The following is a 13,549-nucleotide window of genomic DNA, read 5'->3' as shown; positions in this document are numbered from 1 at the left end:
CATCGTTCCGGCATCGAAAAGCGCTGGTTATTGCGAACAAAAGCTCGTGCGAGATGCTGCGCCGCCAGCACGTTAGTGTGCAAGTTGAGACCAGCCGCACCCAGAGTCCGAAGAACCTCATCGTGTGCAGCTACGTATGTCTGCTCCAGCCAGGGCTCTTCGACCGCTAAGCTCTTGCAGAGCGCCTCCGGCGACGCCGATCCCAGCACCTGACGAACGCGGTCGCCATCGGTTCGAAGCAGCGCGACGCAGCGAACATCTCGTCGCCGCTCGAGTAGGGCGGAGAAGAGATATAGGCGGGTCGTCAACCATTCTCTCCCGTTGCCCAAGTCTATCTCGAGAACTTCGGTTGGAGCCAGCTTGGCGAGTTGTTCGAATAGCGAATAAGAGTAAGAGTCGAAAGCGAGATCAGTCGTCAGATGCCTTACATCCACCGAGGTTCCTGTCATATCTACCCGTCAATCCGGCGCAAAATCCGGTCGAAACTCTAGAGCGACAACGTGAAGGTCGAGCTTGGTTGTGCGCCGCCCTAGTTCAGTCAAAGCTGCTGCCAACGGCTCGCGCAGTAGCAGCAAGGCGAATATCGCTACAACGGGCCACACCAGCGATCGCGCGAGCTCAAGGAGTTGGTCGGCACTCACAGCGCATACCTCCTGATGGTGATGTAGGGGCGCACAGTGATCAACAATACACTTCTCTGATCAACATGGATCACTCACCAGCGGTTCGGTCTGTCACCAGGCAAGCGTTCCGGTGCAACCCGTTAGAGACCATCACTAGTTCGAGGGACTCCGCGCCAGCTGCCGCCGTCTGCCTAGGCCAGCTCACCTTCTGGGAGCAGGCCCCCTCGGTGGGCCAGTGTTCGCCAACGACCCTTTGATCTTGTGCCCGCCTCCAGGCCACCCAGCACCATTCCTGGAGGTGGGTGCGGGTGTTGACTGAGCGACCAAAGGGCGGCTCACGTCAGCGCGTTCCCCCTCGCCACCAACCGTTCTCGCCGAGGACTCTCAAGCTCCCAATCTCAACGACGCCGATTCGTTCCCACTAACCGAGTGAGCTTCCTGGCGTCTTATTCATCTGGTAGTTTCGCCCAAAGTTGCTATCCCAGTACCACTGCCCGTTGCTGAGATCGTTATAGAAGGCAGCAAAATGAAACCGACCTCCCTGGATGCCGTTCATTCCAGTTCGAAAGCGCCACGCTTCGACTCCTGGAAGCGTCGTCTCGTACAACGACTCGGTGATGGGTCTATCATATGTTGCCGCTATATCCTGCCACGTAATTCCAGAGTCGGCCGACAGCCTGATACCTACGTATTTATGGTACGCAAGCCGGTTTACCCAGACCTCCCCCTCAATATAGGCATCAGATCCCCGACCACCGCGCACCGTGGCATTCTCGAGTGCCACATTTCCACCGACTGTGTTGCCGCCCACGCCCGACTGCCTTAGCGCGTAGTTGCTGCCGCCGTTATTGTCCCAATGCTCCTGCCCATTTACCTGGTATCGAACGGCAAGTTCATAGGTAAACGGAGCGTCACGGCGGTCAAACAAGTCGTAATCGCCGAAGTTTCTGGACCACGACAAACATTCGTCACGCCAGGTTCCGGAAAGGTTCATGCGCAGTCCAACTTGCTTGCTATAACCGAGATTCGCCACCTTCACTCTAGCATGGGTATACGCCCATGTCATACCTGAAACGCCAAAGGCCTGAGCCACTGCATATTTAAGACGCACACCACTCATTTCGCCTGCCCTTCATACGCCACCACCCCAGCGTTGCGCAAGGGGCGTATCTTGACTTGGATCGAATCGATTATAAGACGTTATGGTAGACGGCAATCTGTGTTTGAATGTATTGCACCGACGTCAGTACGGGCTGATCGGTCTCCCGAGATTACAGCTGAATCTTTCGTCGACGTTGATCGTGCCGGCGTTACTTTGGCGCTCAAGCTGCTCAATCAACCTCCCGCGTCGAGCACGGCAGGTTTTCAAATACTCAGACGGCTCCCACGTCGGTGGCTTATTGTCCACGATGGCGCCCCTCCTCGGCGTGCAGACGTTGACAGTCGGAGGAGCGTCTGACACGACTCGTCGATACAACGATCCTCGGTTCGGCTGAGCTAGACCCGACAGATGGGCTCGAACCGGTCTCGATCAAACTCGTTGCGGTCCCTGACTGCCGGATGGACGATCACGCGGTCAAGGACAGCGTGATGACTGAACTGAATCGCCCCGACGTGTCGGGAGACTCGATCTTGTGAGGAGATGGAGTCATGACACGTCGGTTCCAGCACTACCCACCGGAGCTGCGTGAGCGAGCGGTGCGGATGGTCGCCGAGGTCACCCCGAACTACGACTCGCAGTGGGCCGCGATCGGCGCGGTCGCGCAGAAGCTGGGCATCGGTACCGCGGAGACCGTCCGCAAGTGGGTTCGCCAGGCCGAGACTGACGCCGGCCAGCGCCCGGGCACGACCACCGAGGAGTCCGCGGAGTTGAGGCGGCTCAAGCGGGAGAACGCCGAGCTACGCCGAGCGAATGAGATCTTGAAGGCCGCGTCGGCTTCTTCGCGGCCGAGCTCGACCGGCCCTCGACACGCTCGTGAGGTTCATCAACACCCACGCCCGGAAGGTCTGGCTGGTGCTCAACCGCGAGGGCATCCGGGTCGCTCGTTGCACGGTCGAGAGGCTGATGAGCGAGCTGGGGCTTGTCGGTGCCCGGCGTGGTCGCCGCGTCCGTACCACTACTGGCGACCCAGCGGCGGCTCGACCCGCGGATCTACTCGAGCGCAACTTCAACCCACCCGCTCCGAACCGCACGTGGGTCGCGGACGCACACGTTCGTCCCGACCTGGTCGGGCATGGTCTACGTCGCGTTCGTCATCGACGCCTACTCCCGGCGCATCCTGGGCTGGCGAGCAGCGACGACGATGAAGACCACGCTGGTGCTCGACGCGCTGGAGCAGGCGGTCTGGACCCGGCACCAAGCCGGGATCGTCGAGTTCGACGGGTTGATCCATCACAACGACGCCGGCTCCCAGTACACGTCGATCGCGTTCACCGAGCGCCTCGCCGAGGCGGGCGCCGCACCGTCGGTGGGCAGTGTCGGAGACGCCTACGACAACGCGCTGGCCGAGTCGTTGATCGGACTGTTCAAGACTGAGCTGATCAAGCCCGGTGGGCCCTGGAGGACAGTCGAGCAGGTCGAGATCGCCACTCTCGAATACGTGGACTGGTTCAACCACCGCCGGCTGTTCGAAGCCTGCGGCGACATCCCACCAGCCGAACTCGAGGCCGCCCACTACCGTCAACACACCGCCCTCGCCGAGGTCGGCCACTCAACTGCGTAAACCTCCCGACACGCCGGGGCGATTCAGTAGTCCAGCATCGCTTCGACCTCGGCCGGCCCAAGCTGTGGGACGACGGCGCCTGATCCCGTTGGAGACGGGCGGCCATCACCCGGTCCTGGGCGCGGTTGAGCGGATCGATTAGCGCCGGCGGGTCCGCACCCGCCTCGATCGCGGCTTGCAGGCGTCGCAACCTGGTCTCGGCCTCCGCCAATGCGGCACTCCGCGGCTGCCGCCCGCGCGCTCCCTGGTTGCTCGGCAGCAGCTCCGACCATGTGCCGTACCGTCTGGTCCCGCCGGGCCGGATCGAACACCGACGCGATCCACCCGTTGATCGGCTCCAACACGGCAGCTTCCGGCAGGTACACATTCTTCGGACGCGAGTCCAGAATCGGCCTGGCCAGCTCTCGATCCGGCTCCCCGGGCTCGATCGGCAAGATCAATTACTCGGTTGACACTGCGTGTCGAGCCACTAGCTCACAGCTACGAGCTTCACGACCAGGAGGACGCCAAGCAGCATTCCCACTGCACCTAGCAACGGTGCTGCGTGGAGCCCTTCTCGGATCATTCTGCTCCTGGTGACCCTGCGGCGAAGGCGGCGAGCTGCCAAGGGAACAAGAATCGACGGTGAAATCAGCAGCAGCTTCTCTGGGATGATCACCCTTAGCGTCTCCCGCACGGCATCGCCCATAGTAGCTGCGGCGCGCACGTCCGGGTCGAAACTGAGAAGGGCTACGAAGGCCCCGGGGACGACGAACTCCACGATGACGATCAAGAGCAGCAGCAGTGTTTCGACGGAAGTGGACAGGGGGGTAATTGTGGGCTTCGAGCCGTGCCCCTCGACTGGAGGGACCGACCGCTCCGCGACCAGGCTGACCGGCGGGCCGGATGGCCAGTCAGGCGGACGTCCCCGTGGTGCGTCGAACCGCGAGTCGTGCTGGTCGGGTCGGCTCGCCCGACGATCGACTTCGTGCCGCTGCGACAGGCCGGGGCGCCTGGATCCCTCGGTGCCAGGAGACCCTGTATTCCCACTGGGGTGGACCGGCGGGGGCGCCGGGCCGCCGGAGCGCCGCCCCCCGCCGTCGCGCTGCGGCGCCTGGCGCGGCGGCTCGGCAAGGACGCCGGCGCGCGACCGCGGGGGCACGCCACCGAGAAGCTCACGGACCCTTTGAGCGACCGGTGCGTCGACAGTCGAGGATGGTGACTTCACGTACACTCCCAGGTCCTGCAACTTGCTCAGGATCAGCTTGCTGCTGACGCTGAGCTCTTTTGCGAGCTCGTAGACGCGGATCCTGCCCACGGGTGATTGGCCCTCCGCGGTAACGAGCCACAACCGCCACTGGGCGGCCTGTTGCTGGGCTTGCTCCGCGCGCCGTTCGTCGCCTGCGGCGCGTAGCTGCTCGGCCTGAGCCTCGAACTGCGCCGCTCGGGCACGGAGCTGCGCAGTTCGGACCTCCTGCTCCGTGGCGGTGCTCGCGTCGAGGTCGCGCTGGTCGCTGGGGGTGACGTCGCACGCTGCATCTTGTGTCGTCCGCGGGTCCTCTTGCTGGCTCTGCTCGGACTCGCGCGCCTCCCACGTGGCCTCTTCGTCCCGCCGCTTGGCCTCACGCTCCTCCCAGGCGGCCTCTTCCTCCCTCCGCACACGTTCCCGGTCCTGGGGCGATCGAGCGCTGATCGCCTGCGACGAGTTGAGGGCCATGTCCCAAGCGGATGTTGCGCCCGTCGCCACAGGACTCGCCGGTTTGGCGTCACTGTCATTGCGCCCGGATGGTGGACGACTCGATCCCCTCGCATCTCTGGGAACCTTCGAGAACAGAAGGCGGCCTCCGAAATCGGTCCGGACGTACGATTGCGGCCTTTGACGGGCCCCAGTAGCCTCCTTTACGCAGTATTCGATGTATTCGAATAGCTCAGCTATGCTAACCCATCCGTCATCGTCTCGGTCTGCGTCGCCGGTACTGATCCCATAAATTAGCGCTTGGGTGAAATGTGAGGATGCCTTGTTTAGTCCGATAAACGCGCCATCGCCTTCCCAGGACTGAGCAAAGCTGTCCGTCGATGCTATTACCGCGGCCCCCTTGCCAATCAGGCCTTCGAGCGCGTAAATGTTTGAATCACCCTTCGCGCCCTTGAGGTATGCACCACTGTAACAACAATCGAGAAAAATGAAGATGCACCCGGCGCGGCATGCCTCAACGCGCTCCTGCAAGTACTGCTGCGAAAGCGCCGTCGAAGCAAGGAGGTGCTCCACAGTATTACTCGCTACGAAATGCAGTCGTCCATCTTGACTCTTGATGCCATGACACGATATGTGTAGAAGTAGTACGTCATCGGACCGCCTGTCCCGGAAGAAGTGTTCGACGGCAACTAACTGCTCATAGGAAGGCCTGTTCTTGAGTGTCTCAACCTTGAAGTTGGCTATGTCTGGATCAGTAAGAATCTCGGCCAGTCTGCTAGCGTCGCTCACCGGCGATTGAAGATTGGGAAAGTCCTTCCCGTACTCGTCAGTGGCGATCAGCAGGGCTTGCCTGATCGGCTCACGCGGCACCATTAACTAGCACCACCGTGCTTATCAGCGAATATTCTCAGCGCGGACATTCGGTCTGCTCGCGATGCTTGGTCAATCTCTATCTCGTCATCGCCGATCTTGATCCGGATAGTCTTCGCCGGTCGGTTCTTCAACCAAGTTCTTGCCGTCAGGAGGAGGGCCGCAATGACTGGCTGGGCAACCGAAGCTGTGAGGAGTCCGACCGTCATCAGGTCTGCCGACTTCGCTCCGGCTGGAGCGCTTTCAGACCTTCGCGGCCGCACGATGTAGTCCACGTCGAGATTGAGAAGCTCGGCCCGAAGGTTGTCTGTGAGTTCGTCAGCCTCGACGTCGTCGACGTCCTCGATGAAGTCGACGCTCAACCGCACCTCGGTTCGGTCCGACACCTGGCCCCCCTGATGCCCTCGCACGATGCACGATGCTGACGAGCGGAGCTCGCTAGCTGCATGTCGCGGACCGTCACACCGCTGTTACTGGTGGCCAGTGGCACGTTCGACGGTGCGCGTACTCGATGGTGATCTTCGGGTTGTCGGGCAGCCAATGCCCGGCCGAATCAGCCGGTTGATCACGGCGCGCAGCTGGGCGGCGGTCGCCGCGGTGGCGTCGTCGGCCGAGCCGAGCCGCACGCCATCCCGAAGCGTGGTCCAGGAGGGTGCGCCCCGTCTCCAGCGCGGCCACAAGGAGAAGGGCCCCCGCCCGGGGGGCATCTGCGCGTAGTTCTTGGCCCGTTGGACGTAGCAGAACAACCTGTCGGAGCGAGTCGGGTCGTCCGGACGCAGCCACGGGCTGACATCCACGGTGAGCACGATCCTCCCGTCCGCCGTCGGCCGGCGCAGCCGCTTGGGCTCGACTCGGCCGTGGCCCAGCGTCATACATTGCGCCGTGCCCGCGGCGATGCTCAGCCACCCGAGTCAGCTCCACCAACGACGCGACCGGCTCCTCAGCGCACAACACCGCCTCGGTCAGCTCGAACAACGCATCAGCACGGGCGGTTAACAACACCTAGAACTCGTGCCCGGAACCTCGACAGTTCGCGAGCGCCGACGTGTGAGCATCCGAACCCTCGATCGCAGCTCAGCCCGCCTAGTACTGCAACGCCACGGGTAATGTCGGCAGGCGATGACCGCGGCGGCAGTAGTCGCAGGTGCGGGCCTGGTATTGCCGCCGCGGGCACCGGGGCGCCCCAGCGCAGAATCTGCGTCCTGTAGGTCTTCCGGTAGTATTCAGTTTCAAGCGATGTCGGTCATCTCGAGAATGTATGGACCGCGATTGCCAGCTGCGGCAAGTCGGAGCGTCGCAATGTTGGCTACGTGCCCAAGAGGACAACTAACGCGTAGTGATGCCACAGCCGTCCCGGCCCGTGGGTCCCAGATGCGCACCGTACCGTCGTCACCCACCGAAGCGAGCAATGTTCCTTCGGCCAGGGCGGCTAATGCCCTCACCCGGCCATTATGACCGAGGAGAAGAAGAAGGGCTGGCTCGGTCATCAGATCCCAGATGCAGACTCTGCCGTCCTCCCCCGCGGAGGCCAGCCACTGGCCACCCATGTCAACTGCCAACGCGTCCACCGCAGCGGTGTGTCCCTCGAGGACATGCAGCTGCAAACCCGACATTGGGTCCCGCACCCGCACGGTGCCGTCTTCACCCGCCGAAGCAAGCCAAGCTCCATCCGGCCCAACAGCCAACGCCAGCACCGATCCGGTATGACCTCGGAGGACACGCGGCTCCAAGTCCGACATTGGGTCCCGCACCCGCACGGTGCCGTCTTCACCCGCCGAAGCAAGCCAAGCTCCATCCGGCCCAACAGCCAACGCCAGCACCGATCCGGTATGACCTCGGAGGACACGCGGCTCCAAGTCCGACATTGGATCCCACACCCGCACGGTGCCGTCTTCACCCGCCGAAGCAAGCCAAGCTCCATCCGGCCCAACAGCCAACGCCAGCACGCGGCCCTTGTGACCGGCGCCGACCCAGTGGCTTCGAGCGGCTGTCGGATTCGAGATTTGCACGGTGCCGTCCGCTCCGCCGGAGGCAATCCACGATCCATCGGGCGCAACAACCACCGCTAACACGCGCCCCGTATGACCGGCGATTGGCCGCAGGCCATCTCCGGTCGTCGCATCCCAGACTCGCACCGTGCCGTCTGCGCCGCCGGAAGCAAGCGACGACCCACCCGGGCTAACGGCGAGCGCCTCCACACGGTTCGTGTGGCCGATTGTGGTGCGGCGGAATGTATCGGCGGCGGGGTTCCAAATCTGGACGGTGTCGTCATGGCCCGCGGACGCGAGCCAGGTGCCGTCTGGATCGACGACCAACGCAATTGTTGCAGTGATGTTAGCGGTTAGCGTCTGGATGGGTTCGCCGGTGGCGGGGTCCCAGATTCGCACGTCGCCGTTCCAGGCGGCTGAGGCGAGCCATGTGCCGTCCGGGGCCGCTACGAGCGCTTCTACGGGGTCGGCGTGGCCGGCGAGGTTGTGCAGGGCAGAGTGCGTTGTCAGGTCACAGATCCGCACTGTGCCGTCGTCGCCCGCGGAGGCAAGCCATGTTCCGTTGGCCGCGACGGCTAAGGCCATCACCGTGCCCGAGTGGTCAGCGAGCCTCCCGAGCATGCCGCCAGCGGATGGATCCCACATCTGCACGGCGCCGTCATCTCCCGAGGAGGCCAGCCACGCTCCGTTGGGCGCGACGGCAAGGACTCTCACGCGCCCGGTATGGCCTGTTAAAAGATGGATGTCGGTCGCGGTGGCCGGACTTGAGACTCGCACCGTGCCGTCTGCGCCGGCGGAGGCGAGCCACGCACCGCCGGGGTCGACGGCCAGCGCGAGGACCTGGCCGGTATGGCCAGCGAGGGTGCCGAGAGGAGTCCCGGTTGCTGGATCCCAGATTCGCACCGTGCCGTCATGACCCGCGGACGCAAGCCATGCGCTGTTGGGTGCTGCGACTACCGCATTCACGCGGCCCCGATGTCCTTCGAAGGTATGGAGGCAGGTGCCGGTGGTCGGATCCCAGACCCGCACCCTGCCGTCCTCACCTCCGGAGGCGAGCCACCGCCCGTTTGGTGCTGCAATTAGTGCCATCACTCGGCCGGAGTGAGCATCGAGCGTATGAAGGTTGCCTCCGGTGTGTGGATCCCAAAGGCCACGTCCGCGGAGGTGGTGTACAAGATCGCCCCCGCGTGATCTTGGTGAAGGTTATGCGGTGAGCGCCTCGGTTGTCACCGGTGGCTCGCTGGTGGCCGGGTTGGGTTCGGTGGTGATGATGCGGATGCGGGACTTGGCCAGCAGTTCCAGGCCCATGTAGCGGCGGCCTTCGGTCCATTCGTCGCTCTGCTCGGCCAGGACGGCGCCGACCAGGCGGATCAGGGCGTCGCGGCCGGGGAAGATCCCGACCACGTCGGTGCGGCGGCGGATCTCCTTGTTCAGCCGCTCTTGCGGGTTGTTGGACCAGATCTGGCGCCAGATCTCGCGTGGATAGCTGGTGAAGGCCAGTAGCTCGGCGCGGGCCGCTTCGAGGTGTTGGGCCGCGTCGCGGAAGCGGGGCTCGAGGGCGTCGATGACGCGGTCGTACTGGGCGTGCACGGCGTCGGTGTCGGCCTGGTCGAAGATGGTGCGCACCTGGGTGGCCACGTGCGGCTGCGCGCTCTTCGGGACGCGGGTGAGCAGGTTGCGCAGGTAGTGGGTGCGACACCGCTGCCAGGCCGCGCCGGGCAACGCGGAGCCGATCGCCGCGACCAGGCCGGGGTGGGCGTCGGAGATGACCAGCTGCACCCCGGACAGGCCGCGGGCGACCAGTCCGCGCAGGAACGCCAGCCAGCCGGCGCCGTCTTCGGCGCTGGCGACGTCCAGGCCGAGGATCTCCCGATGGCCATCGGCGTTCACCCCGGTCGCCACGAGCGCGTGCACGTTGACCACGCGGCCGTCCTCGCGGACCTTCACCACGAGAGCGTCGACCCAGACGAACGTGTAGGGCCCGTGATCGAGGGGGCGCTGCCGGAACGCGGTGACCTGGGCGTCGAGGTGGGTGGCCATCTCCGACACCTGCGATCGGGACAGCGACTTGACGCCGAGCTGCTCGGCGAGGCGCTCGACTCGGCGGGTGGAGACGCCGAGTAGGTAGGCGGTGGCCACGACGGTGACCAGGGCCTGCTCGGCGCGGCGGCGGTGGGTCAGCAGCCAGTCGGGGAAGTAGGAGCCCTCGCGCAGCTTCGGCACGGCGAGCTCGACGGTGCCGGCGCGGGTGTCCCATTCCCGGGCCCGATACCCGTTGCGCCGGTTGACCCGCTCCTGGCTGCGTTCGCCGTAGTCGGCGCCGCAGGCCTGGTCGGCCTGGGCGGACATCATCGCGTTCGCCAGCGAGGCGATCATCTGCCGGAGTAGATCCGGCGACGCGCCCTGCAGCTGCTGCTCCAACAGTTCGGTGACCTCGATATGGTGCGGTGCGGCCATCGTGGTGATCCTCTCGGTGAGTTCCTTGGTCGGTACTCATCAAGATCACGCGGTGGCCGTCTCACATCACGACGCCACGCCGCTCACCAGCGAGGGACTCGTACACCACCTCTGAGGACGCAGCCATCCCAAACTCGCACCCGGCCGTCATCACCTCCGGAGGCCAGCCACCTCCCGCCGGGCTCGACAGCCAGCGCGTTCACCCAGGTGCAGCGGCAGAGCAGGACGCGGGTGAGAGCCGGATGTGGCAGGTCCGGAGGAGTGTTGATCGTGGCCAGGTGGGGGCCAGTGATCGCGGTGTGCAGCAGTTCGCGGATGCGCATGGTGGGAGCATTGTTCGGCGGAATGCGCGACACAAAGGTTGCAGCTAGAGATCCGGGCGGGTCAAGCGGGGCGAGAACGTTGGCGTTCTGTCGGACTACAGTAGCTAACGCTTGATGTGCGGGGTCGGTCGAAAGGAGCAGATCCGCCTCTAACCCCGCCGGGCCGACATTCTCGAGCTTTCCCAATAGCCAGCCGGGATCATCGAGCAGTGCGCCCAGTTCATCGTACAGTCCGCCGCCCCAAAGATGGGAGGGCAACCAAGACCACAGGTAGTCATGATTCGAGTCGAGTTCCGCCCAGGCGCTACGCCCTGCCCGGCGCGGCACAATACCACGATGCGCCCCGACAATAGCTTGATCCAGCTTGGCCCGCCGTGCCCGTGTCTGCTCTCGCAGATAGCTACGCATCACATCGTGCAGTTGCATGCGGCTCGGGTGATCGCGGTAATCAGCCACGAGCGCCAGTGACGCCAGGCGCCGACAAAACACCCGCGTTTGAAATAATGACCACCCACCAGTATGGGCCCACAGCTGCGCCAGCACGTCACCAGGGATCACGACATCCTCGCCGAACACCGCAAGTTCGAGATAGCGGTCCCTCTCGGCCGGACTCAAGCGCGCCAGCCCCAGCTCGATTGTCCGCGCCACGGCGCGGCCCCGCGCTGCCGCATCGGTGACATCCAGAGCAGTCACCGTGACGCCATCGGTCTGCAGGGCAGTTAGAACATGTTGCAACTCAGCTACCGGATCGCCGCCCGCCGCCACAGCTTCACGGACCGTTCCATGAACGAGCGACAGCAGCACCGGCCATCGGCCACAGACAGCCAGGACCTCATCGACCAGGCCCTGTGGGAGCGATAGCAGGTCTGCGTTGAGCAGTTGCCGCGCCTCCTCAGTAGTCATGCGATCCACGTTCACCGCGACGACCGACGCCGGCAGCACGTCCCGCTGCCGGGTAGTGATCAGCCGCACAACCTGATCGCCACCGAGTAGGAACGGCTCCACCTGGCCGGTCGACCACACGTCGTCGATCACGACCAGCGTCCGCCGCCCGTCAAGCACTCGACCCAGCTCAGTACCGGCGGCAAGCGGATCGGTCAGATCTGGGACGCCTCGATCAAATAGTCGCGCGGTCGACGTGATCAACCCGGCCAGGTCTGGGCCAGCGCTGTCCTGACCAACCGTCACCCACACGACTCCGCCGGTGAAGTGCTGTCGCACGCTAGGATCGTGCGCCACAAGCCGCGCTAGGGTTGTCTTTCCGAATCCGCCGGCCCCGACCAAGCCTGTGGTCATCCCCACCACAAGAGCATCGGGGGACAGCACCGCCTCGACCAAACGCCTCAGGAGCTCCGGGCGTATCACCTCATCACCCCGCAATGGCGGGATCGAGATCGGGACGGTCCCACTTGCGACTGCCTGCGCTGGAGGCTCAGTCACTGTCACCCCGGCCGCCCCTTGTCGATGGCGTCTCGCCCATCCGATCAGAGCTACCAACGCACCCAGCACCGCGAGGATCGAACCAAGGACAGAAGCCTCAGCGTCAGCAGGGCCCGCCCCGTGCAGGACCCACACCAGCACCAGCCGAGCAACTCCAGCCAGCAGCAGCGTCACACCGATGACAACCACCAGGTTCGGCCACCACCGGCCTCGGTCCGTCGACATGGACGCGGATCACTCCAGCCACAACGGTGCGCCTGCTATACCCGCTATCTCGCGAGTGCAGCTATGAACGTAACGCGCATGCCCACGATGGCGGAGGCGCTCGAGCCGGCGCCGGACGATCTCCACGTCGCCGGACGTCGCAGACGACCCGCCCGCACGTTGGCAGGCAGCGCCTCGCGATGCTCGAAGAACGGACAGCGAACCTCGTTCGGGCCGTGACCAGCACGCCCAGCGGTAGCCGCGACGGGGAGCGCCCAGCGCGGGTAAGACCCGGACCGGCGCGCATCATCCTGGAGCCCTGGAACAGAACAGACCGTGACCCCATTCCCCGGCATGTCGTCTCCAGATTTGCTCCACTGGCGTCCGCAGCAACCGCGCAGGCGCCGATATTCACCGGGCGACCGCTTGGCGGCGCTGCCCGCCGGGTCGGATTCGGCAGCTCGCCCGAATGGTGATGTCCGTGCTCAGCCCAGCTCAGGGCAGGACGAGGCGTGTGGTTAGTGCGCAACTCCCCCCCTCGGACACACTTTCGTGGCATCCCTGCCATATCTGACGTACCGGTGCTTGAAGGCACTACGACACCTCGAACGGCCGCCACATGCCACGTTGCGGTGGCTCCGGCGACTGCGGCGGCCATCACCCCGCTGTTCGTCCCGAAGTCGGTTCCGGCGACGCGGCCTCGCCCGCCGTCGCCGCGCCGACCCTGCCCCTGGCAGCGATGCCGGCACTCCGGCGGCCCGACGCCGCCGTGTATGGGATGGCCGCGATGGACGACCGCGGCCGCATAACCGACCGGTCGGTCCTCCGCGCCCTCAGATGGATCCCCGGCACGTCCATCCACAATTCGCGGGTGCCGTCAGCGTCGTCACCCGCCAGGCGAGGTCACGGCACCAGGCCATCTCCGGCTCCCGGCAACGGTCCGGCACCGGCTCCGTCTCCGGCCCGGCGACCGGATGCTCCTCGCCGGCCAACCAGCCGCCTCGCGGTTACTCTCTACCCACCGGCAACGCTCGACGCACTCCTCGCCGACGGTCCCCCATGACGAGCGCGGCTTCTCGCCAGCATGACCACACCCTCACCTACAACGTGCTGGGTGCGTTCCTGCCGCCGGACGTGGAGGCCGGTGCCGCCGCGAACCTCGCCCGCACCCTGCGAGAGATCGATGAGCAAGGCGGCTACCCGCCGTTCTAGCCGGGTAGCGAACGGCCTTGGGGTGCTTGGTCCG

Annotated in this window: 8 protein-coding genes and 2 pseudogenes; 2 read left to right on the top strand and 8 right to left on the bottom strand. The window is 64.8% G+C overall.

Translation table 11 applies throughout. From position 1 onward, the window contains the following. Window positions 1-1,044: 1,044 nt before the first annotated feature. Complete coding sequence (locus FB388_RS06265; RefSeq protein WP_211361792.1) at window positions 1,045-1,662, bottom strand: hypothetical protein; 618 nt, start codon at window positions 1,660-1,662, stop codon at window positions 1,045-1,047. A 611-nt stretch (window positions 1,663-2,273) separates the two neighbouring features. Between FB388_RS06265 and FB388_RS06260 the strand changes: the two are divergent. Continuing rightward, a pseudogene (locus FB388_RS06260) lies at window positions 2,274-3,346 on the top strand (IS3 family transposase). 469 nt (window positions 3,347-3,815) lie between these two features. Here the strand turns inward: FB388_RS06260 and FB388_RS06255 are convergent. From FB388_RS06255 to FB388_RS06235, 7 genes and pseudogenes are all read right to left on the bottom strand, one after another. Further along, complete coding sequence (locus tag FB388_RS06255) at window positions 3,816-5,894, bottom strand: translation initiation factor IF-2 N-terminal domain-containing protein (protein WP_142098129.1); 2,079 nt, start codon at window positions 5,892-5,894, stop codon at window positions 3,816-3,818. Next, window positions 5,894-6,253, bottom strand: coding sequence for an effector-associated constant component EACC1 (locus tag FB388_RS06250; protein ID WP_170225496.1), 360 nt, complete (start codon window positions 6,251-6,253; stop codon window positions 5,894-5,896). Before FB388_RS06250 ends, FB388_RS06255 begins: the two co-directional genes overlap by 1 nt. A 108-nt stretch (window positions 6,254-6,361) precedes the next feature. Then, entirely contained in the window at window positions 6,362-6,763 is a 402-nt protein-coding gene (locus FB388_RS41160) for a transposase (protein ID WP_425468527.1), read from the bottom strand. 357 nt (window positions 6,764-7,120) lie between these two features. Next, window positions 7,121-8,500: a WD40 repeat domain-containing protein gene (locus tag FB388_RS06245; RefSeq protein WP_425468556.1), complete on the bottom strand. Its 1,380-nt coding sequence runs from the start codon at window positions 8,498-8,500 to the stop codon at window positions 7,121-7,123. 27 nt (window positions 8,501-8,527) lie between these two features. Next, window positions 8,528-8,992, bottom strand: a pseudogene (locus FB388_RS41155) (WD40 repeat domain-containing protein); the annotation flags it as partial. 90 nt (window positions 8,993-9,082) lie between these two features. Then, on the bottom strand, window positions 9,083-10,336 hold the full coding sequence (locus FB388_RS06240; RefSeq protein ID WP_142098121.1) for an IS256 family transposase: 1,254 nt from the start codon (window positions 10,334-10,336) through the stop codon (window positions 9,083-9,085). Between the two features lie 83 nt (window positions 10,337-10,419). Continuing rightward, window positions 10,420-11,955: an NB-ARC domain-containing protein gene (locus FB388_RS06235; RefSeq protein WP_246122065.1), complete on the bottom strand. Its 1,536-nt coding sequence runs from the start codon at window positions 11,953-11,955 to the stop codon at window positions 10,420-10,422. 1,407 nt (window positions 11,956-13,362) lie between these two features. On the opposite strand from FB388_RS06235, the gene FB388_RS39255 reads away from it, so the two are divergent. After that, complete coding sequence (locus FB388_RS39255) at window positions 13,363-13,515, top strand: hypothetical protein (RefSeq protein WP_170225494.1); 153 nt, start codon at window positions 13,363-13,365, stop codon at window positions 13,513-13,515. Window positions 13,516-13,549: the final 34 nt, after the last annotated feature.

The sequence above is a fragment of the Pseudonocardia cypriaca genome, from assembly GCF_006717045.1.
Lineage (GTDB): Bacteria > Actinomycetota > Actinomycetes > Mycobacteriales > Pseudonocardiaceae > Pseudonocardia > Pseudonocardia cypriaca.
Note: the sequence above shows the minus strand (reverse complement) of the source record. Positions and strands in the feature narration are given on the sequence as shown.

Excerpts from the sequence above, each read along its gene's own strand:
- FB388_RS06255 (WP_142098129.1), bottom strand. The coding sequence starts at position 5,894 with ATGGTGCCGCGTGAGCCGATCAGGCAAGCCCTGCTGATCGCCACTGAC.
- FB388_RS41160 (WP_425468527.1), bottom strand. The coding sequence starts at position 6,763 with ATGACGCTGGGCCACGGCCGAGTCGAGCCCAAGCGGCTGCGCCGGCCG.
- FB388_RS06245 (WP_425468556.1), bottom strand. The coding sequence starts at position 8,500 with ATGCTCGGGAGGCTCGCTGACCACTCGGGCACGGTGATGGCCTTAGCC.
- FB388_RS06240 (WP_142098121.1), bottom strand. The coding sequence starts at position 10,336 with ATGGCCGCACCGCACCATATCGAGGTCACCGAACTGTTGGAGCAGCAG.
- FB388_RS06235 (WP_246122065.1), bottom strand. The coding sequence starts at position 11,955 with ATGACCACAGGCTTGGTCGGGGCCGGCGGATTCGGAAAGACAACCCTA.
- FB388_RS39255 (WP_170225494.1), top strand. The coding sequence starts at position 13,363 with ATGACGAGCGCGGCTTCTCGCCAGCATGACCACACCCTCACCTACAAC.